This window comes from Pseudomonas fjordensis (assembly GCF_976987115.1).
On sequence record NZ_OZ336860.1, the window covers coordinates 1,497,609 to 1,521,026 of the forward strand.

Consider the following 23,418-nt stretch of genomic DNA (forward strand, 5'->3'; position numbering starts at 1 on the left):
TTTTATCCATGACCCGGAGAAACCTATGGCAACTGCTACCCAGGGTAATCTGACGCTCAACCTCGGCAGCCTGGAGCAGGCCCTGGCGAAGGCGTCACGGATTACCGAAAACAGCATGCGCGAGATGCAGCAGAAGATCGAGGACGCCGGTAAAAAGGTCAGCGCCTCTGCCGCAGCGGCGCTACAGGTTACATCCGGCCAGTTCAAGGGCTTTCAACGGGCCTATGATCCGGCCACGGATGCGGCGGAAAAATTTATCCAGAAAAATGCGCAACTGGTGCAAGTGCTCAAGCAGAGCCAGGGGGCGCAGAATGATTTTTTTGGCGCGTTGGATGCGCAGTCCAGTTACACCGAGCGGGCCGGGCTGAAGTTTCCAGTGGGTGGGCCGTACGCAGAGGCTGTACCGACGCCTTCGGGTGACGACGCGGCGATGGCATTTCTGGACGACGCAAAGACCCGGCAGGTAAAGAGCAACTTCGCCGAAATGACGCAGTTGCTTGATGACTGGCGCCAGGGTGCGAACAGTGCGTTCGATGAGTATTCGAATAAGGCAGGCACGGCAGCCGAACAATCGAAGGCAGTGTTTACCAGTGCTTTCGAGAAAATGGACCAGGCGGTGCTGACGTTCGCCACCACGGGCAAATTCAATTTTTCGGATTTTGCCACGTCAGTGCTCAAGGACATGGCCACGATGGCGGCCAAGACCGCGGCATCCAGTGCGCTGAGTTCGTTGTTCGGGCTGGCCAGTTCGGCGGTGAGTGCCTGGTTGGGCAGCAGCACGCCGACTCCGACAACCACCAGTGTAGGTGCTAACAGCTACACCTTTAACCCTCAGCTCAACACGGCGGGGATTCATTACAACGCGAAAGGGAGCGCTTGGAACTACGGTGTTCAAGCCTTTGCCAATGGCGGCACCTTCACCAACTCCGTCGCCACAGGCCCAACTTTGGCCCCAATGGCCCTCTTCGGCGAAGCCGGCCCCGAAGCCATCATGCCTCTGAGCCGTGGTTCCGACGGCTCCCTGGGCGTGCGCGCACTGGGCGGCAGCCAAGCAGGCAACACCAGCAGCAACCAAGTGGTGATCCAGCAAACCATCAACGTTGCCGACGGCCAAGGCTCAGGCACCGACACCAACGCCCAGAACGTCGCCCGCGCCTACGCCGGCTCAGCCCGCCAGGGCGCCGCCGAGCAGATCGCACGCGACCTCAAGCCGGGCGGGCAAATCTGGTCGGCCATCAACGGCCGCTGATCATCAACGGCTTACGCCTGGAGAAAACATGAGCACAGAAACTTTCACATGGGTGCCCAAGGTGGAGCCCGTCGGCAGCGTCGAGTTTCGCCTGAAGACGGCCAAGTTCGGCGATGGCTACCAGCAAACGGCCGCGGACGGGACCAACAACAAAACCCAATCCTGGCCACTGACGTTCGTGGGTGACGAAGCGCGCATCAAAGCGATCGTTGCTTTCCTTGATCGCCATGCTGGCGCCAAAGCGTTCAGTTGGACCGCACCACTGGCAGGAGCTGCGTTGTATCGCTGCAAGGGTTACCAGCCAACGCCCATGGGCGCCGGGCTCTACTCCCTGACGGCGACGTTCGAGCAAGCCTTCCACCCCTAGCGCCGCCTCCACCCCGCCACAGTGCGTAATGCCGTTCAGTTAAGCGTATATCGCCTCTGTAGGAGCGAGCTTGCTCGCGAAAAACGTTAACGATAACGCGTGTTTCCTGATTGAACGCGGCGCCTGTGAGTTTTTCGCGAGCAAGCTCGCTCCTACAAAAAGCCTTAACTGAACGGCATTACGCCACAGTGCGGGGTTTTCTTTGCCCGGAGAATCATATGTCCATCACCGCAGATATCCAGACCCTGGAGCCCGGGGCCTGGGTGGAGCTTTTCGAGCTCGATGCCACTCCCCTGGGCGCCGAGCTGTACCGGTTTCACGGTTACCCCCAGGAATCATCGATCTTCTGGCAGGGCCACGAATATTCACCCTGGCCGATCCAGGCCGAAGGCTTTGAAATGTCGGGGCAGGGTACCCAACCGACGCCGACGCTGGCCGTAGGTAACGTCGGCGGTTTCATCACGGCGCTGGTGCTGTATTTCGAAGATCTGGTAGGCGCGCGGCTGATCCGCCATCGCACCTTGGGCAAGTACCTCGACGGCCAACCCGAAGCCGACCCTGAAGAGGAACTGCCGCCGGACATCTGGTACGTCGAGCGCAAAGTCGCGGAAAGCAGCGAGACGGTGAAGTTTGAACTGGCCAGTGCGCTGGACTTCAACGGCGTGCAACTGCCACGTCGACAGATCGTCGCCAACGTGTGTTGGTGGCTCAGTTGCGGCGGTTACCGCGGCCCTTATTGCGGCTACAACGGCGGGCCGGTGGCGGATGCCAATGACGTGATCGTCACCGACGCTGCCAAGGATAAATGCGGTGGGCGGCTGACTAGCTGCAAGCTGCGTTTCGGCGAGAACAACCCACTGCCCTACGGTTCATTTCCAGCGGCGGGCCTGTTGCGGAGTTGAGCATGAACAAGACCAACCTGGCGGTGATTGCCCGGCACGCCGTGGCCGCGTATCCCCATGAGTGTTGCGGCTTGCTGATTCGTGAAGGGCGCAAGCGTGTGTATGTGCCTTGTCGAAATACGGCGAGCACACCCAGCGAACACTTTCGGCTGGCGCCCGAGGACTATGCCGCCGCGGAAGAACGCGGCGAAATCCTCGCTGTAGTGCACAGCCATCCGGATTGCCCGGCGACACCCAGTGAAGCAGACCGCGTGGCGTGCGAAGCCTCCGGGTTGCCTTGGCACATCGTTGAAGTACGCACCGACGACGACGGGCAGGTGCGCACCGGTGAATGGGCCAGTTGCACGCCAAACGGCTACCAGGCGCCCCTGATCGGTCGCGCCTTCGCCCACGGCGTGCATGACTGCCTGAGCATTATCCTTGACTACTACCGCCGCGAGCTGGGCATCGAGCTGGGTGACTATCAGCGTGAAGACGGTTGGTGGGACAAGGGCGGCAACCTCTACCTGGACAACCTGCCGGCCGCTGGCTTCGTGCAGGTCAGCCAACTGCAACAGGGCGATATCGTACTGATGCAGATCCGCTCGCCAGTGCCCAACCATGCTGCGATCTACCTGGCCGACGGCGTGCTGCAAAGCGAACCCGAACATTACCCGGCGCCAGGTTCGATCCTGCACCACCTGTATGGTCGCGACAGCAAGCGCGACACCTACGGCGGCTACTGGGGTGAGGTGACAGTGAGCTATTGGCGACACGGCCTGCGGGCCAAACATTAACCACATCGGCGGATCATTCGCCGGGAGGATGCCATGCATCATGAAAAAGTCAGGACGGTGCGCCTCTACGGCAGCCTCGGCGCGAGCTTCGGGCGCGTGCATCGACTGGCGGTGAGCAACGCCTCGGAAGCGATCCATGCGCTGTGCATTCTGGTGCCGGGGTTCGAGCGCTTCCTGATGGAATCCAAGGACCGGGGCGTGACGTATTCGATCTTCCTGGGCCGGGACAACATTGGCCAGGATCGCCTCAAGGCACCTCCAGGCGCTGCGGATATCCGTATCGCACCGGTACTGGTGGGCAGTAAGCGCGCAGGGTCGATGCAAACCATTATTGGCGTTGCGCTGATTGTGGCGGCGTCGTACTTCTCAGGCGGTCTGGCCTCGGGGAGTTCCTCTGCCTTGATCGGTGCTTCATCCACCACTGGCTGGACCTTTGCCGCGAGCATGGGGATTTCCATGGCCATGGGGGGCGTCGCGCAGTTGATGTCGCCGATGGCCAAGGGCCTGGGCACCATGGACCGTCCGGAAAACCGTGCGAGTTACAGCTTCAATGGGCCGGTCAATACCAGTATTCAAGGCAGCCCGGTGGGTCTGCTTTATGGTCAGTTGACGGTAGGCAGCGCGGTAATCAGCGCGGGCATTTATGCACAGGACCAACTATGAGGAAGATTGCGGTGACTCCCAATTCCCAAACGTGTGTGCCAGCCATACAACAAACTGCTGCCGAAAAGGTGCGCACGGTTCGCCTGTATGGCGTGCTGGGTGCGCGCTTTGGCAGAGTGCATCGATTGGCAGTCAGTAGCGTTTCAGAGGCCATACATGCCCTGAGCATCCTCCTGCCTGGCTTTGAACGTTTCCTGATGGAGTCCAAAGACAACGGGCTGACCTATTCGGTGTTCACGGGCAAGGAAAACATTCCCCAGGAGCGCCTCGGTGCCCCGGTCGGCAATGACGACATCCGCCTGGCGCCAGTGCTGATCGGCAGCAAGCGCGCGGGCGCCCTGCAGACCATTGTCGGCGCGGTGCTGATTGTCGTTGGCGCGATTATCACAGGCGGTACCTTTGGTGCCGGCGCACCGTTTGGTTCAGGCATGATCATGATGGGCGCCTCCATGGTAATGGGAGGCGTGATGCAGATGTTGTCACCTGTACCCAAGGGGCTGGCGGCACAAGATGGCCCCAATAACCGCGCCAGCTACAGCTTCAACGGACCGGTCAACACCAGTGCCCAGGGCAACCCGGTAGGCCTGCTTTACGGCCAACTGATCGTGGGCAGCTCCGTGATCAGCGCCGGGATCTACACCCAGGATCAACTCTAACGTTCCTGCTCTTCAACCAGCCCGCCGAGTGCGGGCTTTATTTCGCCTGAAGGAAAGCCATGACTGACTTCACTCTCGCTGGCAGCAAAGGCGGCGCGTCCAAGCCCCGTCCCTCCGTGGAGGCGCCAGACAGCCTGCAAAGTACGGCCTATGCCCGTATCCTCGATCTCGTCAGCGAAGGCGAGATTGTCGGTTTGAAAAACGATAAGCGCTCGGTGTTTCTCGACGAGACCCCGCTGGCCAACGCCGATGGCAGCCTCAACTTCAGTGGCGTGACCCTCGACACCCGCAATGGCAGCCAGGACCAGTCACATATCCCTGGCTTCCCGGCAGTGGAAAACGAAAGCCCGGTGTCGATCGAGCTGCGCAGCGATCAGCCCTGGACCAAGTCCTATTCCAACCTGCAACTGTCGGCGGTACGGGTTCGCCTGGCCGTGACGCGGCTGTCGCAGACCAACACCAGCAACGGCGACACCAACGGTTATACCGTGCAGTACGCCATTGACCTGTCCACCGACGGCGGCGCATTTACAGAGGTGCTGGCCGCCGCGTTCAGTGGCAAAACCACCACCAAGTACGAACGTTCCCACCGTGTCGACTTGCCACCCGCGAAAGTCGGCTGGACCTTGCGCGTGCGCCGTATCACGCCGAACTCCACCAGTGGCGCGATTGCCGATACCACCACCGTGGAATCGTCCACCGAGGTGATTGACGCCAAGCTGCGCTACCCGGGCTCGGCGCTGATCGGCCTGCAATTCGATGCCGCGCAATTTCAGTCGATCCCCTCGCGTTCCTTCGAACTGCGCGGGCGCATCATCAAGGTGCCAAATAACTACGACCCGCAAACCCGCACCTACAGCGGTGTATGGGACGGTACGTTCAAATCGGCCTGGACCGACAACCCGGCGTGGATCTACTACGACCTGCTATTGCACCAACGCTATGGCCTGGGCCACCTGCTCAACGCCGGCCAAGTGGATAAGTGGGAGCTTTACCGCATCGGCCAGTACTGCGACCAGCCGGTGTCCGACGGCAAGGGCGGCACCGAACCGCGCTTCACCTGCAACCTGTATCTGTCGGTACGTGCCGATGCACTGAAGGTACTGCAAGACCTGGCGACCACCTTCCGGGGCATGGCCTATTGGGGGGCCGGTTCCGTGATGGCCGTGGCGGATATGCCGGAAGACCCGGTGTACACCTACTCCAACGCCAACGTGATCGGTGGCCAGTTCATCTACGGCGGTTCGGCGAAAAAGACCCGCTACACCGTTGCCCTGGTCAGTTGGAACGACCCGACGGACTTCTATCGCCAGAAGGTGCAATACGTCGACGACGCCGAGGGTATCGCGCGCTATGGCATCCAGCAAACCGAAATCAGCGCCACCGGCTGCACCTCCCAGGCGCAAGCCCAGCGCATCGGCAAATGGGCATTGCTGACCAACCGCCTGGAAACCGAAAGCGTGACCTTCGCGGTCGGCCTCGACGGCACCCTGGCGCGGCCCGGCCAGATCATCCGCGTGGCCGACAACGACCGCGCCGGCCGCCGCATTGGCGGGCGCCTGCGTGCCGCCACCCTCGACACCCTGACCCTGGACGCTGAAGTCACCGCCACTGCCGGCGACACCATCACCTTGGTGATGCCCAACGGCAAGGCTGTGTCCCGAGAGGTCAAATCCGTCAGTGCCTCAGGCGCGGATGAGCAGTTGGTTACGCTGCAAACCAAGCTCGACGACATGCCGCCGGCTCAATCGATCTGGGCCATCGACTCCGCGACCCTGGCTTTGCAACAGTTCCGCGTCCTGTCGATCTCCGAAGACTTCTCGGATAACGAAATCAAATACAGCCTCAGCGCGGTCAAGCACGTACCGAGCAAATTTGCCGCCATCGACAACGGCGCCAAAATCGACAGCCCACCGATCACCGTAATCCCACCGAGCGTACAAGCGGCCCCGACCGGCGTGAGTGTCAGCAATGACCATTTCGTCGAGCAGGGTAGCGCGGTCAATGTCATGACCATCGAATGGCAGCGAGCGGTCAATGCCATTGCCTATGAGGCTTACTGGCGCAAGAACGACGGTGAATGGATCTACGCTGGCCGCACGGGCGGCAGTTCTATCGAAGTGTCCGGCATTTATGCCGGGCGTTATGTGGCCAAGGTACGGGCGATCAACGCGCTGGATATCGGCTCCCTGTATAGCGAGTCTGTAGAAACTGTACTTAACGGCAAGACCACATTGCCGCCGACCGTGGCAGCGCTGACGACGGAGTCGTTGGTGTTTGCGATCAAGGTGAAATGGCTGATTCCGCAGGGAGTGAGCACGGCGGATTTGCAGCGTACGGAAATCTGGTACGGGAAGACCTCCGACTTGGCGCAAGCGACCAAGCTCGGGGATTACGCGTTCCCGCAGACCGATTTGACCATGATGGGGCTGGCGGCGGGGGCGTCGTTGTTTTTCTGGGCGCGGCTGGTGGATCGTACGGGGAATATCGGGCCTTGGTTTCCAAACGGATCGGGCGTCAACGGGCAAGCGAGTTCGGATGCATCTCCGATCCTGGATCTGATCGCCGGGCAAATCAGCGAGACGGAACTGGGTAAGCACTTGCTCGACCGTATCGAGCTGATTGATGGATCGGGCGCGGGTTCGGTCAACGACCGATTGGACAATACCCGTAAAGAACTGCAAGCACTGGTTGATCAAGTCACGGATGCGTTGCTGTACGACGCGGCCAGGGCATATGCCAGTGGCGAGTTTGTACGCCAGGAGAATCATCTTTACCAAGCTATCCAGGCAGTACCGGCTAACAGCCCACCGCCTAACGCGGCTTATTGGCTGGACATTGGCTCCCTTGTGCAAACCAGCAATGCATTGGCGTTGCAGATCCAGCAGAACAAAACGGCGATCGAGACGGTGGACGGCAAGGTCACCAGCACTGCCCAGAAAACCGACGGGGTGTATGCCCAGGTCAACCCGAAGATGGCAGGTGATGAGCAAACCTCATTCGCGGGTGATGACGTTTCCATGGCTGGCACCTGGTCGGTGATGTCAGCGATTGTCGAGGGTGATATTGCTCAGGCGATGAAGACCGATGCGTTGGAGGTGAGGGTCAGTCAGAACCAGGCCAGTATTACCAACGTAGACAGCGCTTCTGCTTCCCGGGATGAGGCCCTTGCCCAGCGGGTTACGCGGCTGGATGCAAGGGTCAGTCAGAACCAGGCCAGTATCACCAACGTAGACAGCGCTTCAGCTTCCCGGGATGAGGCCCTTGCCCAGCGGGTTACGCAGCTGGATGCAAAGGTCAATAACAACTCGGCGTCGATTGATACGCGACTGACGACCTTGGCCACAGCGGACAAAACGCTGGCCCAAAGTATTGAGACGGTGCAGACCAAAGTTAACCAACAGTCAGTGAGTATCCAGACCAATGCCTCGGCGATTGCGGATACCAATGGGAAGTTGGCGGCGAATTGGTCAGTGCGGATGCAGGTTGCCGCAGGCGGAGGGTACAAGTTCGCCGGTATTGGGTTGGGTATCGAGAATGGTCCAGGTGGGTTGCAAAGTCAGTTTCTGATTTCGGCGGATCAGTTTGCGATTTATAACGAAAATACGCCGGGTAAACCTTCGACACCGTTCGCGGTTAGAGGTGCTGAAACATTTATCGATAGTGCATTCATTCAGAACGGCACGATCACTAACGCCAAAATTGGTCAGGTTATTCAGTCCAATGATTATCAGCCGGGTGTCAGTGGTTGGAAACTTGATAAGGCTGGTGGGTTGGAACTTAACGGCGTGGGGGGCGGTGGTCGGATGACCATCAGCAATCAGTTGGTTCAAGTATTTGATGCTAACCAAGTGTTGCGTGTTCGATTCGGGATCTGGGGTTAGTCACCCATCCACCAACAGGAGAGAGGGTATGGCAGCAGGATTTCAAGCGTTCAACGCGCAGGGCGAAGTACTGGTCGATGTAAACAGTCGGCTTGCCCGGGTAATTGGCAGAATAAGTAGCGGAACGGGAGCAGGGTCATTGGTGGTTGATGCATTCGCTCAAGGTCGCCCTTGGTATATGGTCACACTTGAGGCCGGCATCAATGTCACTGATGGGCCCCAATGCAGTATTTCGCAGAACACGTTGATGTGGAGTGCCTGTGTCAATCCAGGGATTATTACTTACGGTATTTCATGATGGCTATTGGTTTTCAAGTTCTAAACGATGACCGTAGTGTGCTACTCGACCAAAACTTTAAAACCTATGGTTTTGTGAGTAAGACAACTCAGGTGAGTACCGCCGCCAGCAGTAACCCAGCATGGGGGCAGTACTTGGATGTCTGGATACCGGATGCCGAGGAAATTGTGGCTGTACGCGCTCAGAATGAAGCTCACTCAGTGTGCTTGGCGAATGTATCGCGCAGTGGAGGCGGTTACATCCAGCGTTACGTCACGGATGGTTCAACGATCGTCAACCTGGACGTTTATCGTTTCCGGCCGGGCGTGTCTGCGGGAGGAGCCTTTGGCATGCAGATATTCAATGACCATGGCGAGTTGGTGTATGACGCGACGACGCCTCAGTTAATTGTAAGAGACGTATTGGTAGGGACGGATAATTTTGAGGCGGTGGTCGGCGATCATAATTATGAGACAGGCAAGAAATATGCAGTTGTGTTTGGAGGTCGATGTGGGCGAAGTTGGCGTACCACGCAATTTACGGGTGGTGGTGGAAACTTCAGGATTAATGAATATGCGAGCACTAACTTCTTCACTCATGGTCCAGGTAAAATAAATTTTAAGGTCAAATATTATTATTACTATGGGTATACCAAGCAGCATCAGGTGAAAGAGTTCAATTATCGAGCTGAAGCCTACAGCTACCTCGTAGTCGATGTGAGCGGGATATGACTGCAAGTGATAATAAGATAAGGAACTTGCTGAGGTTGAAATGGATTTTCAATTTGGAGGTTAAGGATGTCTCGACAAGAAATTGATCTCGGTACGCGCCCCAGCGGTGTGGGCGGTGATACACCGCGCAGCGCCATGATCAAAATCAATGCAATGACCAACGAGTTGTATAAAGGCGATGCACTGGCAAAAGCCAGTGGTTGGGGAGGGAATGTTCCCTTCGCTATGCAACCCACCGACAGCGCCGATGGCCTACCCGTGATAAATGGGCTGTTCATGTTCGGCAATGGTGGTGTCTCCCTGCCATACCCTTACGTATTCATCATTCAGGTGCTCTCGGGATCGGGGGGATATGTGCGGCAAATTGCCTATAGCCTTTTAGAGAACGTGACTTGGGAACGTCAGTTTTTGCAAGGAGCCGCTGCGGGCAAAGCCTGGACGCAGGTTATCAAGGCGGGTGATTTTGGCGTAGGCGGTGTGGTCAAGATACTCACCACCAGTGCGGACGCAGTGGCGGCCACCGGAGAGTACTACGGCAACAATATTCCCGGTCCCAATGGCCCCAACAGCTATGGCTTTTTGTCGCACAAATATTTGTCGGCTGTGTACTCCACTCAGGAGTGGGTCAACCCCGACACCACGAACACCGCGTTCAGGCGAGTCAATGCCAACGGCACGTGGACGCCATGGGCGCGTCTGTACACCGGTGCCAACGCCGAGGGCGACCCGGCATCCGGAATCGGGTTGATGAGTAAAACGGTGGTCGGTGGCTGGAACATCAGCAAGTACATCAACGGCCAAATCTGCGTTCAGGGCGTCAGCGCGGTCAGTGCGGTTCTGCCACCGAATCAGCCGACGGTGGTGACGGTTTCGTTGCCCGTGGCAATCGTTTTGGGAAGTGGCAGTGTTTACGTGAATCCGCAGCCACAAATGACTTATGAACATTTCGGTGCGGTGAACTGCTATGTCAATGGAACCAGTGCGGTGGACATCATCATTAGAAATGGCTCGACAGCTCAAAGTTTCCAAAACGCCGTGACTGTATGGGGAGCCTGGAAATGATCAGGATCAAACTGTTTCCCTTTTTGACGGATGAGCCGCTGAAGGTCTCTGTGCGCGATGAAGTGATCACGGTTAATGGTCGGGCTTTTGATCTTTCGGTCATCCCGGACGGTTATCGCATTCTGGCCAGTGCAATGGGAAGTGACTGCTTTGTCGATGCCGTCGTACGTATCGACGGCGAGCTGACACTGACGCTTAAATTGCCGGTCAAGTGGGATGATCCGCCGTCACTGCGCAACCCGGTTGAGCCTACGATCATTGAGGTGAGCTCCAATGGGCCAGTTGAAATACCCACCTCTGCAATAACTGAAGAACGTTCAGCACCCTCCCAGGAAGAGGTGATCCATGATTGATGTCAGCCAATTGCAAAAAATAAAGAGCGCCCAGGAGCTGGAGGAGGATCTCGCCCTTGATCAGGCCCATGGCTACCTCAGGGACAGTGACTGGTATGCGTTTGCGCAGATGGAGGAAGGCACCCCGATGCCTGCGGATATCAAAGCCGCTCGCAATGCGGCACGCGCCACGATCTACAGGCTTGCTGAAAAACGCCTGCCCTGAAAAATGCACAGACATCCCGTACCCGCTTTTTAACGGGTCTTTTATTGCCCAGACTATGGAGAGTCCCCATGGCACGACAGGAAATCAATATTGGTGCGGCACCCACTGGCGTCGGCGGCGACACACCGCGCAGCGCCAGTATCAAGATCAACGCAATGACCCAGGAGTTGTTCGCTCGCCAGGCTCAGTTGGGCACAGCAGCCACTCAAAACGTAGTGACCGGCAGCGATGACTTCACCCCTGGCCGGGTGTCAATGATGGGGCATGCGGGCTGGGGCGCCGAGCCCATTTCGAAACAGCCGACCGACGACGCCAATGAGTTGCCGCGTGTCAGTGGGTTGTTTCAGTTCGGTAATGGAGGGCTGAACCTGCCCAATCCTTACGTGCAGATCCTGCAAATTGCCAATTCAGGCGGCTACGTCTGGCAAACGGCGAAGGCCATGCTTGATGAGTCCGTGTATATGCGGGGGCGACGGGGTGATGGTGCCTGGTCTCCATGGCGTGCCGATATCAATTCATCGTTGTTTGCGATCGGTATAGGGCAAGGTGCCGCTGCGGGGGAACTGATGGGGTTGTCATCTGCACAATCCGCGTCTCCGAATAAAGCCAACACGGGTCTGTACAGCTATTACGGCCACCCGGATGGCGTGCCAGGCTTCGGGGCAATCAGCGTACTGTCTCAGGCTTGGGGACATGACCCACAATGGCGAGCGCAATTGTCGATGGCTGTATCGGGGGATGGTATTCACTTCCGCCAGTTCAGCGTTAACCCAGGTGCAGCTGCGCCCAACTGGCGAAGCATTCTTCATAACGGCAACGCGATATCCGGGGTGCTCAATGCTGGCCCTTCGGGCGCCTTGCCGATTAATTCGGGGCTCATCGAGCGCGGTGGTTCGCTTGATAACTGGTATTTCCGCTTTGCCGGTGGCTTGCAAATTTGCCAGCAGCGGTTTACCGGCTACACCGCTGGTGTCACGCGTAACGTCGCGTGGCTGGCGGCTTTTGCGGACACCCCTGTGGCGGTGTTCCCCAACATTTACCCGTCGGTTGACTGGGACATGTCTGCCAGGTGCTACGGCAACGTCGGTTCCTACTTCTTTATGTCCGACCGGACGCTGAACAATATCGTGACAGTGACGGCAATCGGGAGATGGCACGCATGATCATTCACCACGTTCCTTTTCGGCCTCTTGGCGCCGCGACTCCCACGACAGCCTTTGTCGAGGGTGAAACATTGATCCTGAATGACCAAAGGATTGACCTTTCGCTGATCCCTGAAGGGATGACCCTACCCATGTCCGCCATCGGACATGAGTTGTTCGCAGGGCCCGTCAGCCGTCGTAACGGCGAGATCGAGTTGACCTTGAGACTGGCCGTCAATGCGGATGCGCCAGCTTACATGTGGCAGAACGGCAGGCTCCAGGTATCGGCCGGGCCGGTTCCCTTTCCGGTCGAGCCGATTGATCTGCCCAACCACTCAGCCAAACCTGCGGAGGACTTGAGCGATGTTTGATTTGTCGAAGCTTGAAAAAAACCAGACACCCCAAGACCTCCAGGCACAAGCTGATTCGCGTGAGGCCCTTGCTTATCTGGCGTCTACCGACTGGTACAGCTTGCGGTTCCTTGAAGAGAATACGCCCATACCCGAAGCGATTCTGGCAGCCAGGGCGGTGGCCCGTGGCAAGGTCATCCCATGACGCTCACGCAACTTCAGCAAGTCTTCCCACGCGCCCGCTCTCTAGCGGGCGTTTTCATATCCTCACTCAACTTGGCAATGCGGAATCGGCAAATCAACACTCCCCAACGCGCCGCTGCCTTCCTCGCTCAAATCGGTCACGAGTCCGGTGAACTGCACTACGTGCGCGAACTGGGCAGTGATCAATACCTGAGCAAATACGACACCGGCGTCTTGGCGGCGCGCCTGGGTAACACTCCCGAAGCGGACGCAGATGGACAAAAGTATCGTGGCAGAGGGCTGATCCAGATAACCGGCCGCCGTAATTACCTTGCGTGCAGCCAGGCACTTTTCGGCGATGATCGCCTGCTGCTCCAGCCGCAACTGCTGGAACAACCGCAATGGGCCTGCGAATCCGCCGCCTGGTTCTGGCAAAGCAACGGTCTCAACGAGCTCGCCGACAAAGGCCAGTTCACCACCATCACCCGGCGCATCAATGGCGGCCTCAATGGCCTGGACGACCGTTTGCAGTTGTGGGCGCGGGCGAAGGCGGTGCTATGCGTTTCCTAGGCGCGTTTGGCTTGATCGGTGTGTGTCTGCTTATGGCGCTTGTGTGGCAGGTGCAGGCATGGCGATACGGGGCGCAGTTGGAGCTGCAATCAGTCCGACATGCACAGGCGCTCAGCCAGCAAAACCAGGCAATCCTCCACCAGCAACAGGCCGAACAGACCAAACGCCAGGCCCTTGAACAACAGCTCTCTACTAGTGACCACCAACATATTCAGGAATTGAACGATGCCCAAGGCAACCAAGCTGCTCTGCGTGACCGCCTGGCCACTGCTGATGTGCGGTTGTCAGTCCTTCTCGACACCGTCGCCAGTGGCTGCACAGTGCCTGCCGCCCCCAGCCCCGGCGGCGTGGTTCATGCAACCTCGCGAGCCCGACTTGACCCGGCGCATGCTCAGCGAATTATCCGCATCACCGACGACGGCGACAACGCCCTGATCGCCTTGCGTGCTTGCCAGGCCTACTTGCAGGCCGTCGCGCATTAGTCTCTTGATGCACTCTGTGTCTTGCATGGTCGATGGGCTCCTGTAGGGTAGGCAAACCCCCGCCCATTCCTGGAGACGACCGTGAAGGAAATCACTCAACTGGCTGCCGAACTGGGGCGCCGTTTGCAGGTGCTCAGCGCCCACGTCACCACTGCCGAGTCCTGTACCGGCGGCGGTATTGCCGAAGCCATCACGCGGATCCCGGGCAGTTCGGCCTGGTTCGAGGCGGGCTATGTCACTTATTCCAACCGACAGAAGACCCGGCAACTGAATGTGCCGGAAAAACTGTTCGCCAAAGTCGGGGCCGTCAGCCAGGAAGTGGTGGAAGCGATGGCCCGGGGCGCGCAGGAAAAAAGCCTGGCCCGATTTGCCGTGGCGGTCAGCGGTGTGGCCGGCCCCGATGGCGGCTCGCCGGACAAGCCGGTGGGCACCGTTTGGCTGGCCTTTGCCGTGGGCGACGAAGTCACGGCCGAGCTTGCGCACTTCCCCGGCAACCGCGACGAGGTCCGCCGACAAACGGTAAAAGCCGCGCTGGAGGGCTTGTTGCGACGAGCTGCAGCAGAAATAGACAATCAGGGGTAGGCGATCACCGATCTTTGTGGAACAATACTGTCTACTTATACAGGTGTTGGCCGTCAGGCCTTATTGATTACGTGAGGACTTTAATGGACGACAACAAGAAGAAAGCCTTGGCTGCGGCCCTGGGTCAGATCGAACGTCAATTCGGCAAGGGTGCCGTAATGCGTATGGGCGATCACGACCGTCAGGCGATCCCGGCTATTTCCACTGGCTCTCTGGGTCTGGACATCGCACTCGGCATTGGCGGCCTGCCAAAAGGCCGTATCGTTGAAATCTACGGTCCTGAATCTTCCGGTAAAACCACCCTGACTCTGTCGGTGATTGCCCAGGCGCAAAAGATGGGCGCCACCTGCGCGTTCGTCGACGCCGAGCACGCGCTGGATCCTGAGTACGCCGGCAAGCTGGGCGTCAACGTTGATGACCTGCTGGTTTCCCAGCCGGACACCGGCGAGCAAGCCTTGGAAATCACCGACATGCTGGTGCGCTCCAACGCCATCGACGTGATCGTGGTCGACTCCGTGGCTGCTCTGGTGCCCAAGGCTGAAATCGAAGGCGAAATGGGCGACATGCACGTGGGCCTGCAAGCCCGCCTGATGTCCCAGGCGCTGCGTAAAATCACCGGTAACATCAAGAACGCCAACTGCCTGGTGATCTTCATCAACCAGATCCGTATGAAGATCGGCGTGATGTTCGGTAGCCCGGAAACCACCACCGGTGGTAACGCGCTGAAGTTCTACGCTTCGGTCCGTCTGGATATCCGCCGTACCGGCGCGGTGAAGGAAGGCGACGAGGTTGTGGGTAGCGAAACCCGCGTCAAGGTTGTGAAGAACAAAGTGGCGCCGCCATTCCGTCAGGCCGAGTTCCAGATTCTCTACGGTAAGGGTATTTACCTGAACGGCGAGATGATCGACCTGGGCGTGCTGCACGGTTTCGTCGAGAAGTCCGGTGCCTGGTATGCCTACAACGGCAGCAAGATCGGTCAGGGTAAGGCCAACTCGGCCAAGTTCCTGGCGGATAACCCGGATATCGCTGCCACGCTTGAGAAGCAGATCCGCGACAAGCTGCTGACTGCCGCGCCAGATGTAAAAGCGGCTGCCAACCGTGAGCCGGTTGAAGAAGTGGAAGAAGCCGACACTGATATCTGAAGCAAACGATGACTGTTGTACTGGATACGCTCGTCGCCGTTCGGCGCACGGCAATGGACCTGCTCGCTCGCCGCGAGCATGGTCGAGTCGAGCTGACGCGCAAGTTGCGTCAGCGCGGTGCAGAGCCTGAGATGATCGAAACAGCCCTCGACCGGTTGACGGAAGAAGGGCTGTTGTCGGAAGCCCGTTACCTTGAAAGTTTTGTGTCTTACCGCGCACGCTCCGGTTATGGCCCTGCGCGGATTCGCGAAGAGTTGAGCCAACGTGGCCTGCAACGTGCCGATATCGACCTCGCGCTACGTGAGTGCGGTATCAGTTGGCAGTCGCAATTGGAGGAAACCTGGCGTCGAAAGTTTGCGGGCCACCTTCCAATTGATGCCAGGGAGCGTGCGAAGCAAGGTCGCTTCTTGAGTTATCGCGGGTTTTCGATGGACATGATCAGCCGCTTGTTAAGCGGTCGGGATATGGACGACTGAACGCCAAAAAACAAAAGGCCCACTATGAAAATAGTGGGCCTTTTTTTTCGCCTGTAAAAAGTCACGCCGTCTCTGGCGTCATCCGTTGCTGGGCCTTGCCCTGAGCGTGCGCCCAGTTCTCCGGCAGGTTGATGTAATCCACCAACTCCCGCAGCCGCCCCTGATCGCGACCGTTGAAATTGAATACCAGGCGCGTCAAATGGCTGAACCGCGGTTCGTCATGGTCTTCGCCTGTATAGGCGAGTTGCTGGAATTCGCCACTGAGCCGCAGGCTGGCAAACGCTTGCTGCATATGGGCCAGGGCGCGCTCACTCAGGGGATGATTCATGCGCACCACAAACTCACGTTTCAACCAACGGGTGGAGTGGAAGTTGGCGTAGAACTGGTTGATTTCGTCTACCGCCTCTTCAGCGCTGTAGACCAGACGGACCAGTTTGAGGTCGGTGGGCAGGATATAGCGATTGGCTTCCAACTGGTTGCGGATGAAGTCCAGGGCGCCTTGCCAGAACCCACCGCCCGGCGCATCCAGTAGCACTACCGGCACCAGCGGGCTCTTGCCGGTCTGGATCAGGGTCAGCACTTCCAATGCCTCGTCGAGGGTGCCGAAACCGCCAGGGCACAACACCAGCGCGTCGGCTTCCTTGACGAAGAACAGCTTGCGGGTAAAGAAGAAGTGGAATGACAGCAGGTTGTCGGTGCCATCAATGGTCGGGTTGGCGTGCTGTTCAAAGGGCAGGGTGATATTGAACCCAAGGCTGTGCTCCAGGCCCGCGCCTTCGTGGGCTGCGGCCATGATGCCGCCACCGCCACCGGTGATGACCATCAGGTCGGAACGTGCCAACGCCGCACCCACCTCTCGGGCCAGCGCATACAGGGGGCTTTCCACTGGCGTACGCGCCGAGCCGAATACTGTGACTTTGCGCCGGCCCTTGAACTGTTCGAGGACGCGAAAGGCATGGTCCAATTCGCGAATGGCGCGCAGGGTAATCTTGGCGTTCCAGCGGTCACGGTCGTCCTGTGCCATGCGCAGGACGGTGAGGATCATGTCTCGATAAAGAGGAATATTCGGACTGTTGGGGGCGATCAACTGAATTTGTGCGTCGACCTGCTGAGTGAGGTCGGTCCCGTTTTTTTCAAAATGACGAAGCAGCAAGTCATCTGATTCATAAGGCATTCAATTTCTCCTTCTTTACAGGGCCTGGGTCGTCGACGAAAACGTCGCCTGGGCCACGACACTGCTTGTGTCGCGGCATGCCGCAGGAGGGCAGGCCTTTTTTGCCCTGAAAATATGACAGAACAGCATTAGAAGCTGTGGTGGGCGGGCATCTGGGATGAATTGATCATGGGCCGAAAAACCCTTGGCTGGCAACCGCTTATTGGTGGCTCATTACGCAGTTTAGTCGTTGGTGGCAAACGCAGAGCAAGCGTGCGCGCCGCTGGGAAGCAGCGCGGGAGGGTCAAGCAGAGGTTACTTTTTCTTCTTCGCTGGCGCCGGGCAATCGGACTCTGCGAACTTGACCGAAGCCACCGGGCGATTGGTCTTGTTCTCGGTGATTTCATAGCGCATCACTGCGCCCTTGGCCATCAGCTCGCGATAGCCTGGGTTGGTGCACACGCTGCGCCCCAGCTGGAAATACACAGCCTTGGGGTTGGCGCGCATCTGTTCGGCACGGTCGGGCAGCACGCTGAGGTGATCGATCAGCTGCATGCCTTCAACGGTGTAGGCGACTTCCAGGGTTTTTTCATCGATTTCCCGGGGCAGGTCTTTGTTGCTTTCAGCCGCGACGCTTTGCAGCTTCTTGTTCATTTGAGCCTCCAGCAGCGAGGCCGCATGGGCGCCCATAGGCAAGACCAGCGCAAGGGCGACGGATGGGGCAACAAGGCGCAGCATGGAACGCAGCATGAAACTCTCCTGATTCGGTTACTGGTGCATAGACCAGCCACTGGGCTGTGCGTTCAGTGGCGCGCAATTATAGGTGAGCCCTTGCCACTACAGCCAGGCGTATCGCTGGTAAACTGCGGGACTTCTGTTTTTCACGAGTTTGTTCCGTGTTGATTTCCTTTTCTTCGCCGCGTGCCCGATGAGCCACGCCGTCTCCCGTTTGCGTACCCAGCGTCTGGCGCGTGCCGTCAGGCCGTTTCTCAATCGGGGTTCGCGTGCTGAGCGCTGTCCCGGCTGTCGGGTCATTCCTGAGTATTGCCTGTGTGCCTGGCGGCCGCAGGTAGAAGCCAAGTCCGCCATGTGCCTGTTGATGCATGACGTTGAACCGATGAAACCCAGCAACACGGGTTGGCTGATCGCCGATGTCATACGCGACACCACCGCGTTCGCCTGGTCGCGCACCGAAGTCGACCCTGAGCTACTCAGGTTGCTGGCCGACCCGCAGTGGCAACCGTATATCGTATTTCCCGGTGAATTCGTGGCGCCGCAACGGGTGGTCAGTGAAGTGTGCGTGGAGGAGGGCAGGCGCCCGCTGTTCATTCTGCTGGACGGTACCTGGAGCGAAGCGCGCAAGATGTTTCGCAAAAGCCCCTACCTGGAACATTTACCCGTGCTGAGCCTGGCGCCCGAGCAGCTGTCGCGTTACAAGCTACGGCGCTCCAAGCGTGATGATCATTTCTGCACCGCCGAGGTGGCGGCGCTGTGCCTGGAGCTGGCCGATGACCTCGCCGCCAGCGAAGTGCTGGATGCCTACCTTGATGTGTTCAGCACCCATTACCTGGCTGCCAAGTTTCAAATGCCACTGGATGCAGCGGATACCGTGCATACGCGCCTTGCACCCTACATCCCGGCGGGATAACCAGACGACGTTTGCATGATGGCACTGTAAGCCCGCAACCCGCTAAAATCCCCACGGGCGTAGTGCTTGACCCTCCAGGCTACGCTGGGCATGCTGTGCGCCGATTGGGTGCAACCGTGAATTATCGACGTCGTTTCATGTGTTTTTGACGTTGAACGGGCCCTGTGGCGATCGCTGCCTGGCCGTCGCCTCGTGTATTGGTGAACCCTGAACCCATCAGGGCTCCCATAAAAAACAGGATCATTTAACCAATGGCCACATACGAAATCCTGATTGCCGATGACCACCCGCTGTTTCGCAGCGCACTGCATCAGGCCGTAACCTTGGGCCTTGGCCCCGATGTACGTCTGGTCGAAGTGGCCAGCATTGCCGAACTGGAAACCCGCCTTACCGAAAAATCCGACTGGGACCTGGTGTTGCTTGACCTGAACATGCCGGGCGCCTACGGTTTCTCCGGGTTGGTGCTGCTGCGTGGGCAATACCCGCAAATACCGGTGGTGATGGTCTCGGCCCAGGAAGAAGCCGATGTGGTGGTGCGCTCCAAGGAGTTTGGCGCCAGCGGTTTCATTCCCAAGTCCAGCGCGATGGAAGATATCCAGAAAGCTGTGCGTACGGTGTTGGACGGCGATGTGTCCTGGCCACCCCAGGCGTTTGAAGAAATCAATGTGTCCGATGAAGCCAAGGCCGCCCGCGATGGCCTGGCCAGCTTGACGCCCCAGCAGTTCCGGGTATTGACCATGGTCTGCGAAGGGTTGTTGAACAAGCAGATTGCCTACGAGTTGAGTGTGTCCGAAGCGACCATCAAGGCCCACGTTACGGCGATTTTCCGCAAGTTAGGCGTGCGTACGCGCACCCAGGCGGCGTTGCTGTTGCAGCAACTTGAGTCTATTTCGCAACATTAAGTTACAGCCGCTTCACGCTTTTTTGACTTTGCGTGATCTAGCTTCCCCACTTCTTTGGTTCAGTTGCCTACATCTATGTCGCCTTTCAAGGGTCAAACCGGTATCAAACGTATCTTCAACGCAGGGGGCTATTCCCTGGATGGCCTGCGTGCAGCTTTCACTGGCGAGGCGGCATTCCGCCAGTTGGTGTTGCTGAACGTCATCCTGATCCCCGTGAGCTTTTTCCTGCAGGTCAGTCGGGTTGAACGGGCGTTGCTGATTGCAGTGTGCCTGTTGGCGCTGATCGTCGAATTGCTCAACTCAGCGGTAGAAGCGGCCATTGACCGTATTTCCCTGGACCGTCACCCGCTGTCCAAGAATGCCAAGGACATGGGCAGCGCCGCGCAATTCGTGGCGCTGACCATGATCACCCTGGTATGGGCCGTCATCCTGATCTGAGGATCACGCGATACTCGGCAGCACGATCTCGTCGCTGCGCTGCACCCCTGCGGTGAAAGCGCGGCACAGTTCGAGAAACTCGCGCATCGCCGAGGTCTGGTACTTCTGCTTGTGCCAGATGAAGTAGAACTGCCGGGCCAGGTCCAGGTCCGGGGTTTCCACCGGCACCAGGCTGCCACGGCGGAACGCATCGCGCAGCGCCAGCCGCGAAATGCAGCCAATCCCCAAGCCCGACTCTACTGCCCGTTTGATCGCCTCGGTGTGCTCCAGCTCCAGGCGGATATTCAGTGCGCTGCGGTGATGACGCATGGCCTGGTCGAAGGTCAGGCGCGTGCCCGAGCCTTGTTCCCGCAGGATCCACGCTTCGTGGGTCAATTCGTCCATGGTGGCCACGCCGCGCTTGGCCAAATGATGCTGAGGGGCGCAGAACACCACCAGCTCATCTTCTACCCAGGTTTGCACCTCGATATCCGGATGGCTGCAGTCGCCTTCAATTAGACCCAGGTCAATTTCGTAGTGCGCCACCTGGTGCACGATATGCGCAGTGTTCTGCACATGCAGCTTTACCTGGCTCTCGGGGTGTTGCTGCATAAAGCTGCCAATCAACAGCGTCGCCAGGTAATTGCCGATGGTCAGCGTCGCCCCGACCGCCAGCGAGCCGAAGCCAGACTTGCCGTTGAGCAGGTCTTCGATTTCCTTGGCCTGGTCCAGCAATGCCACAGCCTGGGGCAATAGCTGGTGACCGAGGGCGTTGAGGCTCAGGCGTTTACCGGCGCGGTCGAACAATTGACAGCTGGATTGACGCTCCAGCTCGGTAATTGAGGTGCTGGCGGCGGATTGAGATAAGGCCAGAAGGCCAGCAGCGCGCGAGACGCTTTCCTGCTGGGCGACGGCGACGAAAACTTGCAGTTGACGGAGAGTAAATCGCATATCGATATAACCGATAACCCTTATCTTAATAATCCAGTTAACAGATATTGTCGCCGCCATTAGAATGCTGTGCAATTGCGCATCCTTACCTTTGGCGCAGACCCATTTCCAGGAGTCCCCCGTACATGAGCAACATGAACCACGAGCGTGTCCTCAGTGTTCATCACTGGAACGACACTCTGTTCAGCTTCAAGTGCACCCGCGATCCGGGCCTGCGCTTCGAGAACGGTCAGTTCGTGATGATCGGCCTGCAACAGCCCAACGGCCGCCCGCTCATGCGCGCTTACTCCATTGCCAGCCCGAACTGGGAAGAGCATCTGGAGTTCTTCAGCATCAAGGTGCCCGATGGCCCGCTGACTTCCCAGTTGCAGCATCTGAAGGAAGGCGACGAGATCATCATCAGCAAAAAACCGACAGGCACCCTGGTGCTTGACGATTTGAAGCCGGGCAAGCATCTGTATCTGCTCAGCACCGGTACTGGCCTCGCCCCATTCATGAGCGTGATCCAGGACCCGGAGACCTACGAGCGTTTCGAAAAAGTCATCCTGTGCCACGGCGTGCGCTACGTCAACGAAGTCGCCTACCGCGAATTCATCACCGAGCACCTGCCGCAGAACGAGTTCTTCGGCGAGGCCCTGCGTGACAAGTTGATCTACTACCCGACCGTAACCCGCGAGCCGTTCGAAAACGAAGGCCGCCTGACCGACCTGATGCGCAGTGGCAAGCTGTTCAGCGACATCGGCCTGCCACCGATCAACCCCGAGGACGACCGCGCCATGCTGTGCGGCAGCCCAAGCATGTTGGATGAGACCAGCGAAGTGTTGAACAGCTTCGGCCTCAAGGTTTCGCCACGGATGCGTGAGCCGGGTGACTACCTGATCGAGCGCGCGTTCGTCGAAAAGTGACTTCGGGTCACTTGTAGGAGCGAGGGGGACGCCTAGTTCTTGCTCGCGAAGACCGTCAACGATAACGCTGGCATCTTGACTGAACGCGGTGCCTGCTCGTTTTTCGCGAGCAAGCTCGCTCCTACAGTTGAATGTGTTGCAAAGAAAAGCCCGCGTTGCCTGTGAAGGCAGCGCGGGCTTTTGCGTTTCTGCGATTTACTGCGCCGGAACCACTTCCAGCACACAAATCATCCCCGGCTCCGGGTAGTGCCAGCGCACATCCACGTCCCAGAACCGCACACCGTATTCACGCTCAGGGCCGGGCGTTTGGTAGGCCGGTCGCGGATCTTGCGCCAGGCACTGATCAATCAACTCTACCAACGGTTCACCAAGGCGCTGGGCATGGCCTTGCGCCTGTTGCAGCGCTGCCTTGAGCCATTGCACGCCGATCAGCGCGGGCGCATCGCTGGCGATGTGGTTGGTGGCCGCATCAACGCTATCGGCATACGGCACATACGGCTTGATATCCAGCACCGGCGTGCCATCGAGCAAATCTATGCCGGAAATCCACAGCCGCCCCGGCTCCACCTTGTCCAGCTTCACCACCGACTGGCCGATGCCATTGGGACGATGGGTCGCACGGGTAGCAAACACACCCATGGAGGTATTGCCCCCCAGGCGTGGCGGGCGCACTTTCAGGCGCGGCTTGTCTTCCAGGGCTTGGTGGAACAGGAACAGCAGCCACACATGGCTGACCTGCTCCAGCCCCTGCACCGCCTCACCCTGGTCGAACGGCGCCACCAACTCCAGCACGCCGCGGGCAGCCGGTGCCAGTTGCGGTTGGCGCGGGATGGCGAACTTCTCCTTGAAGCAGGAACGCACGAAGCCGACCGGTGAGACTTGATAGCTCATGGCTTAAGCACGAACCCGCAGGGTCAAGCCCTTGAGGAAGTTGCGCAGCAACTGGTCGCCACAGGTGCGGTAGTTGGTGTGGCCGAACTTGCGGAACAGCGCGCTCAGCTCTGGCTTGGACACCGGGAACTCCGCCGCCTTGAGGATGGCATGCATGTCGTCTTCCTTCAGTTCGAAGGCCACACGCAGCTTTTTCAGGATGATGTTGTTGGTCACCGGGGTTTCGATCGGCTGCGGCGGGCGGCTTTCGTCCTTGCCGCGCTTGAAGATCACCAGGCCATCGAGGAAGTGGGCCATGACTTCATCCGGGCAGAACACAAAGCCTTCTTCCTCGTCTTTCTTGAGGTAGGTCAGCAGGTCTTCCTTGGTCACGTCCATGCCGCCGAGCTTGATGATCTCGACCATCTTGTTGTCGCTGATGTCGAGCATGTAGCGCACGCTGCGCAGTACGTCGTTGTGAATCATGGTGGGCAATCCTGGTATTCAACGGATGACACCG

At 58.5% G+C, this 23,418-nt stretch carries 29 protein-coding genes; 24 read left to right on the top strand and 5 right to left on the bottom strand.

Annotated elements, in window-relative coordinates:
* Positions 1 to 25: 25 nt before the first annotated feature.
* The 20 genes from ACWHXD_RS06810 to recX all read left to right on the top strand — a co-directional run bounded on the left by ACWHXD_RS06810 (position 26) and on the right by recX (position 16,052).
* Positions 26 to 1,249 (top strand): phage tail tape measure C-terminal domain-containing protein, encoded by a 1,224-nt coding sequence (locus ACWHXD_RS06810; protein WP_138761413.1) that lies wholly within the window; start codon positions 26 to 28, stop codon positions 1,247 to 1,249.
* Between the two features lie 28 nt (positions 1,250 to 1,277).
* Positions 1,278 to 1,616: a phage tail protein gene (locus ACWHXD_RS06815; protein ID WP_138761414.1), complete on the top strand. Its 339-nt coding sequence runs from the start codon at positions 1,278 to 1,280 to the stop codon at positions 1,614 to 1,616.
* Positions 1,617 to 1,834: 218 nt separating this feature from the next.
* Positions 1,835 to 2,518 carry a phage minor tail protein L gene (locus ACWHXD_RS06820; RefSeq protein WP_032893275.1) on the top strand — a complete coding sequence of 228 codons (684 nt, stop codon included), beginning with the start codon at positions 1,835 to 1,837 and terminating at the stop codon, positions 2,516 to 2,518.
* A gap of 2 nt (positions 2,519 to 2,520) precedes the next feature.
* Positions 2,521 to 3,294: a C40 family peptidase gene (locus tag ACWHXD_RS06825; RefSeq protein ID WP_032893274.1), complete on the top strand. Its 774-nt coding sequence runs from the start codon at positions 2,521 to 2,523 to the stop codon at positions 3,292 to 3,294.
* 33 nt (positions 3,295 to 3,327) lie between these two features.
* Entirely contained in the window at positions 3,328 to 3,957 is a 630-nt protein-coding gene (locus tag ACWHXD_RS06830) for a tail assembly protein (RefSeq protein WP_098949391.1), read from the top strand.
* Positions 3,954 to 4,613 carry a tail assembly protein gene (locus ACWHXD_RS06835; protein ID WP_238344534.1) on the top strand — a complete coding sequence of 220 codons (660 nt, stop codon included), beginning with the start codon at positions 3,954 to 3,956 and terminating at the stop codon, positions 4,611 to 4,613. Before ACWHXD_RS06830 ends, ACWHXD_RS06835 begins: the two co-directional genes overlap by 4 nt.
* Before the next feature lie 59 nt (positions 4,614 to 4,672).
* Positions 4,673 to 8,497, top strand: a complete 3,825-nt coding sequence (locus tag ACWHXD_RS06840; RefSeq protein ID WP_138761415.1) for a TipJ family phage tail tip protein — start codon at positions 4,673 to 4,675, stop codon at positions 8,495 to 8,497.
* A 28-nt stretch (positions 8,498 to 8,525) separates the two neighbouring features.
* Entirely contained in the window at positions 8,526 to 8,795 is a 270-nt protein-coding gene (locus ACWHXD_RS06845; protein ID WP_138183485.1) for a hypothetical protein, read from the top strand.
* The gene (locus ACWHXD_RS06850) at positions 8,795 to 9,505 is read left to right on the top strand and encodes a hypothetical protein (RefSeq protein WP_138183484.1); all 711 of its coding nucleotides are present in this window, start codon (positions 8,795 to 8,797) and stop codon (positions 9,503 to 9,505) included. The genes ACWHXD_RS06845 and ACWHXD_RS06850 overlap by 1 nt, the downstream gene beginning before the upstream one ends.
* Before the next feature lie 66 nt (positions 9,506 to 9,571).
* Complete coding sequence (locus tag ACWHXD_RS06855) at positions 9,572 to 10,567, top strand: pyocin knob domain-containing protein (RefSeq protein ID WP_098949389.1); 996 nt, start codon at positions 9,572 to 9,574, stop codon at positions 10,565 to 10,567.
* Positions 10,564 to 10,920, top strand: coding sequence for a hypothetical protein (locus ACWHXD_RS06860; protein WP_098949388.1), 357 nt, complete (start codon positions 10,564 to 10,566; stop codon positions 10,918 to 10,920). Before ACWHXD_RS06855 ends, ACWHXD_RS06860 begins: the two co-directional genes overlap by 4 nt.
* Positions 10,913 to 11,125 carry a hypothetical protein gene (locus tag ACWHXD_RS06865; protein WP_078802601.1) on the top strand — a complete coding sequence of 71 codons (213 nt, stop codon included), beginning with the start codon at positions 10,913 to 10,915 and terminating at the stop codon, positions 11,123 to 11,125. The genes ACWHXD_RS06860 and ACWHXD_RS06865 overlap by 8 nt, the downstream gene beginning before the upstream one ends.
* 68 nt (positions 11,126 to 11,193) lie before the next feature.
* Entirely contained in the window at positions 11,194 to 12,288 is a 1,095-nt protein-coding gene (locus tag ACWHXD_RS06870) for a pyocin knob domain-containing protein (RefSeq protein ID WP_078802602.1), read from the top strand.
* Entirely contained in the window at positions 12,285 to 12,638 is a 354-nt protein-coding gene (locus ACWHXD_RS06875; protein WP_098949387.1) for a hypothetical protein, read from the top strand. The genes ACWHXD_RS06870 and ACWHXD_RS06875 overlap by 4 nt, the downstream gene beginning before the upstream one ends.
* Positions 12,631 to 12,822: a hypothetical protein gene (locus ACWHXD_RS06880; RefSeq protein WP_078802604.1), complete on the top strand. Its 192-nt coding sequence runs from the start codon at positions 12,631 to 12,633 to the stop codon at positions 12,820 to 12,822. The genes ACWHXD_RS06875 and ACWHXD_RS06880 overlap by 8 nt, the downstream gene beginning before the upstream one ends.
* On the top strand, positions 12,819 to 13,370 hold the full coding sequence (locus tag ACWHXD_RS06885; protein ID WP_098949386.1) for a glycoside hydrolase family 19 protein: 552 nt from the start codon (positions 12,819 to 12,821) through the stop codon (positions 13,368 to 13,370). The genes ACWHXD_RS06880 and ACWHXD_RS06885 overlap by 4 nt, the downstream gene beginning before the upstream one ends.
* Positions 13,358 to 13,852 carry a lysis system i-spanin subunit Rz gene (locus ACWHXD_RS06890; RefSeq protein WP_138761417.1) on the top strand — a complete coding sequence of 165 codons (495 nt, stop codon included), beginning with the start codon at positions 13,358 to 13,360 and terminating at the stop codon, positions 13,850 to 13,852. The genes ACWHXD_RS06885 and ACWHXD_RS06890 overlap by 13 nt, the downstream gene beginning before the upstream one ends.
* 81 nt (positions 13,853 to 13,933) lie before the next feature.
* Positions 13,934 to 14,434, top strand: coding sequence for a CinA family protein (locus tag ACWHXD_RS06895; RefSeq protein WP_020301157.1), 501 nt, complete (start codon positions 13,934 to 13,936; stop codon positions 14,432 to 14,434).
* 83 nt (positions 14,435 to 14,517) lie between these two features.
* Entirely contained in the window at positions 14,518 to 15,576 is a 1,059-nt protein-coding gene (gene recA, locus ACWHXD_RS06900) for a recombinase RecA (RefSeq protein WP_003189042.1), read from the top strand.
* Between the two features lie 8 nt (positions 15,577 to 15,584).
* The gene (gene recX / locus ACWHXD_RS06905; protein WP_003189043.1) at positions 15,585 to 16,052 is read left to right on the top strand and encodes a recombination regulator RecX; all 468 of its coding nucleotides are present in this window, start codon (positions 15,585 to 15,587) and stop codon (positions 16,050 to 16,052) included.
* A gap of 61 nt (positions 16,053 to 16,113) precedes the next feature.
* Here the strand turns inward: recX and ACWHXD_RS06910 are convergent, their stop codons facing one another.
* The gene (locus tag ACWHXD_RS06910) at positions 16,114 to 17,226 is read right to left on the bottom strand and encodes an LOG family protein (protein WP_138761418.1); all 1,113 of its coding nucleotides are present in this window, start codon (positions 17,224 to 17,226) and stop codon (positions 16,114 to 16,116) included.
* Positions 17,227 to 17,520: 294 nt separating this feature from the next.
* Entirely contained in the window at positions 17,521 to 17,955 is a 435-nt protein-coding gene (locus tag ACWHXD_RS06915) for a PA3611 family quorum-sensing-regulated virulence factor (RefSeq protein WP_003189047.1), read from the bottom strand.
* 178 nt (positions 17,956 to 18,133) lie between these two features.
* Between ACWHXD_RS06915 and ACWHXD_RS06920 the strand changes: the two genes are divergently transcribed.
* The 3 genes from ACWHXD_RS06920 to ACWHXD_RS06930 all read left to right on the top strand — a co-directional run bounded on the left by ACWHXD_RS06920 (position 18,134) and on the right by ACWHXD_RS06930 (position 20,193).
* Positions 18,134 to 18,853, top strand: coding sequence for a tRNA-uridine aminocarboxypropyltransferase (locus ACWHXD_RS06920; protein WP_138761419.1), 720 nt, complete (start codon positions 18,134 to 18,136; stop codon positions 18,851 to 18,853).
* A 251-nt stretch (positions 18,854 to 19,104) separates the two neighbouring features.
* A complete protein-coding gene (gene erdR / locus ACWHXD_RS06925; protein ID WP_032893252.1) occupies positions 19,105 to 19,755 on the top strand; it encodes a response regulator transcription factor ErdR in 651 nt (216 codons plus the stop codon).
* Between the two features lie 75 nt (positions 19,756 to 19,830).
* The gene (locus tag ACWHXD_RS06930; RefSeq protein ID WP_019817716.1) at positions 19,831 to 20,193 is read left to right on the top strand and encodes a diacylglycerol kinase; all 363 of its coding nucleotides are present in this window, start codon (positions 19,831 to 19,833) and stop codon (positions 20,191 to 20,193) included.
* A gap of 3 nt (positions 20,194 to 20,196) precedes the next feature.
* Here the strand turns inward: ACWHXD_RS06930 and ACWHXD_RS06935 are convergent, their stop codons facing one another.
* The gene (locus ACWHXD_RS06935) at positions 20,197 to 21,123 is read right to left on the bottom strand and encodes a LysR family transcriptional regulator (protein WP_003189054.1); all 927 of its coding nucleotides are present in this window, start codon (positions 21,121 to 21,123) and stop codon (positions 20,197 to 20,199) included.
* 125 nt (positions 21,124 to 21,248) lie between these two features.
* Here ACWHXD_RS06935 and fpr point away from each other — a divergent pair, with 125 nt between their 5' ends.
* On the top strand, positions 21,249 to 22,028 hold the full coding sequence (gene fpr, locus ACWHXD_RS06940) for a ferredoxin-NADP reductase (RefSeq protein WP_003189055.1): 780 nt from the start codon (positions 21,249 to 21,251) through the stop codon (positions 22,026 to 22,028).
* A 195-nt stretch (positions 22,029 to 22,223) separates the two neighbouring features.
* On the opposite strand, the gene tsaA is transcribed toward fpr, so the two are convergent.
* Together tsaA and ACWHXD_RS06950 are read right to left on the bottom strand one after the other, a co-directional pair.
* Positions 22,224 to 22,919: a tRNA (N6-threonylcarbamoyladenosine(37)-N6)-methyltransferase TrmO gene (tsaA, locus tag ACWHXD_RS06945; protein ID WP_044272215.1), complete on the bottom strand. Its 696-nt coding sequence runs from the start codon at positions 22,917 to 22,919 to the stop codon at positions 22,224 to 22,226.
* Between the two features lie 3 nt (positions 22,920 to 22,922).
* Entirely contained in the window at positions 22,923 to 23,384 is a 462-nt protein-coding gene (locus tag ACWHXD_RS06950; protein ID WP_005785469.1) for a YehS family protein, read from the bottom strand.
* Positions 23,385 to 23,418: the final 34 nt, after the last annotated feature.

Excerpts from the sequence above, each read along its gene's own strand:
- ACWHXD_RS06825 (WP_032893274.1), top strand. The coding sequence starts at position 2,521 with ATGAACAAGACCAACCTGGCGGTGATTGCCCGGCACGCCGTGGCCGCG.
- fpr (WP_003189055.1), top strand. The coding sequence starts at position 21,249 with ATGAGCAACATGAACCACGAGCGTGTCCTCAGTGTTCATCACTGGAAC.
- ACWHXD_RS06910 (WP_138761418.1), bottom strand. The coding sequence starts at position 17,226 with ATGCCTTATGAATCAGATGACTTGCTGCTTCGTCATTTTGAAAAAAAC.
- ACWHXD_RS06870 (WP_078802602.1), top strand. The coding sequence starts at position 11,194 with ATGGCACGACAGGAAATCAATATTGGTGCGGCACCCACTGGCGTCGGC.
- ACWHXD_RS06935 (WP_003189054.1), bottom strand. The coding sequence starts at position 21,123 with ATGCGATTTACTCTCCGTCAACTGCAAGTTTTCGTCGCCGTCGCCCAG.
- ACWHXD_RS06815 (WP_138761414.1), top strand. The coding sequence starts at position 1,278 with ATGAGCACAGAAACTTTCACATGGGTGCCCAAGGTGGAGCCCGTCGGC.
- recX (WP_003189043.1), top strand. The coding sequence starts at position 15,585 with ATGACTGTTGTACTGGATACGCTCGTCGCCGTTCGGCGCACGGCAATG.
- ACWHXD_RS06880 (WP_078802604.1), top strand. The coding sequence starts at position 12,631 with ATGTTTGATTTGTCGAAGCTTGAAAAAAACCAGACACCCCAAGACCTC.
- ACWHXD_RS06840 (WP_138761415.1), top strand. The coding sequence starts at position 4,673 with ATGACTGACTTCACTCTCGCTGGCAGCAAAGGCGGCGCGTCCAAGCCC.
- erdR (WP_032893252.1), top strand. The coding sequence starts at position 19,105 with ATGGCCACATACGAAATCCTGATTGCCGATGACCACCCGCTGTTTCGC.
- ACWHXD_RS06875 (WP_098949387.1), top strand. The coding sequence starts at position 12,285 with ATGATCATTCACCACGTTCCTTTTCGGCCTCTTGGCGCCGCGACTCCC.
- ACWHXD_RS06890 (WP_138761417.1), top strand. The coding sequence starts at position 13,358 with ATGCGTTTCCTAGGCGCGTTTGGCTTGATCGGTGTGTGTCTGCTTATG.
- ACWHXD_RS06850 (WP_138183484.1), top strand. The coding sequence starts at position 8,795 with ATGGCTATTGGTTTTCAAGTTCTAAACGATGACCGTAGTGTGCTACTC.
- ACWHXD_RS06820 (WP_032893275.1), top strand. The coding sequence starts at position 1,835 with ATGTCCATCACCGCAGATATCCAGACCCTGGAGCCCGGGGCCTGGGTG.
- tsaA (WP_044272215.1), bottom strand. The coding sequence starts at position 22,919 with ATGAGCTATCAAGTCTCACCGGTCGGCTTCGTGCGTTCCTGCTTCAAG.
- ACWHXD_RS06830 (WP_098949391.1), top strand. The coding sequence starts at position 3,328 with ATGCATCATGAAAAAGTCAGGACGGTGCGCCTCTACGGCAGCCTCGGC.
- ACWHXD_RS06860 (WP_098949388.1), top strand. The coding sequence starts at position 10,564 with ATGATCAGGATCAAACTGTTTCCCTTTTTGACGGATGAGCCGCTGAAG.
- ACWHXD_RS06915 (WP_003189047.1), bottom strand. The coding sequence starts at position 17,955 with ATGCTGCGTTCCATGCTGCGCCTTGTTGCCCCATCCGTCGCCCTTGCG.
- ACWHXD_RS06950 (WP_005785469.1), bottom strand. The coding sequence starts at position 23,384 with ATGATTCACAACGACGTACTGCGCAGCGTGCGCTACATGCTCGACATC.
- ACWHXD_RS06845 (WP_138183485.1), top strand. The coding sequence starts at position 8,526 with ATGGCAGCAGGATTTCAAGCGTTCAACGCGCAGGGCGAAGTACTGGTC.
- ACWHXD_RS06865 (WP_078802601.1), top strand. The coding sequence starts at position 10,913 with ATGATTGATGTCAGCCAATTGCAAAAAATAAAGAGCGCCCAGGAGCTG.
- ACWHXD_RS06810 (WP_138761413.1), top strand. The coding sequence starts at position 26 with ATGGCAACTGCTACCCAGGGTAATCTGACGCTCAACCTCGGCAGCCTG.
- ACWHXD_RS06835 (WP_238344534.1), top strand. The coding sequence starts at position 3,954 with ATGAGGAAGATTGCGGTGACTCCCAATTCCCAAACGTGTGTGCCAGCC.
- recA (WP_003189042.1), top strand. The coding sequence starts at position 14,518 with ATGGACGACAACAAGAAGAAAGCCTTGGCTGCGGCCCTGGGTCAGATC.
- ACWHXD_RS06930 (WP_019817716.1), top strand. The coding sequence starts at position 19,831 with ATGTCGCCTTTCAAGGGTCAAACCGGTATCAAACGTATCTTCAACGCA.
- ACWHXD_RS06855 (WP_098949389.1), top strand. The coding sequence starts at position 9,572 with ATGTCTCGACAAGAAATTGATCTCGGTACGCGCCCCAGCGGTGTGGGC.
- ACWHXD_RS06885 (WP_098949386.1), top strand. The coding sequence starts at position 12,819 with ATGACGCTCACGCAACTTCAGCAAGTCTTCCCACGCGCCCGCTCTCTA.
- ACWHXD_RS06920 (WP_138761419.1), top strand. The coding sequence starts at position 18,134 with ATGAGCCACGCCGTCTCCCGTTTGCGTACCCAGCGTCTGGCGCGTGCC.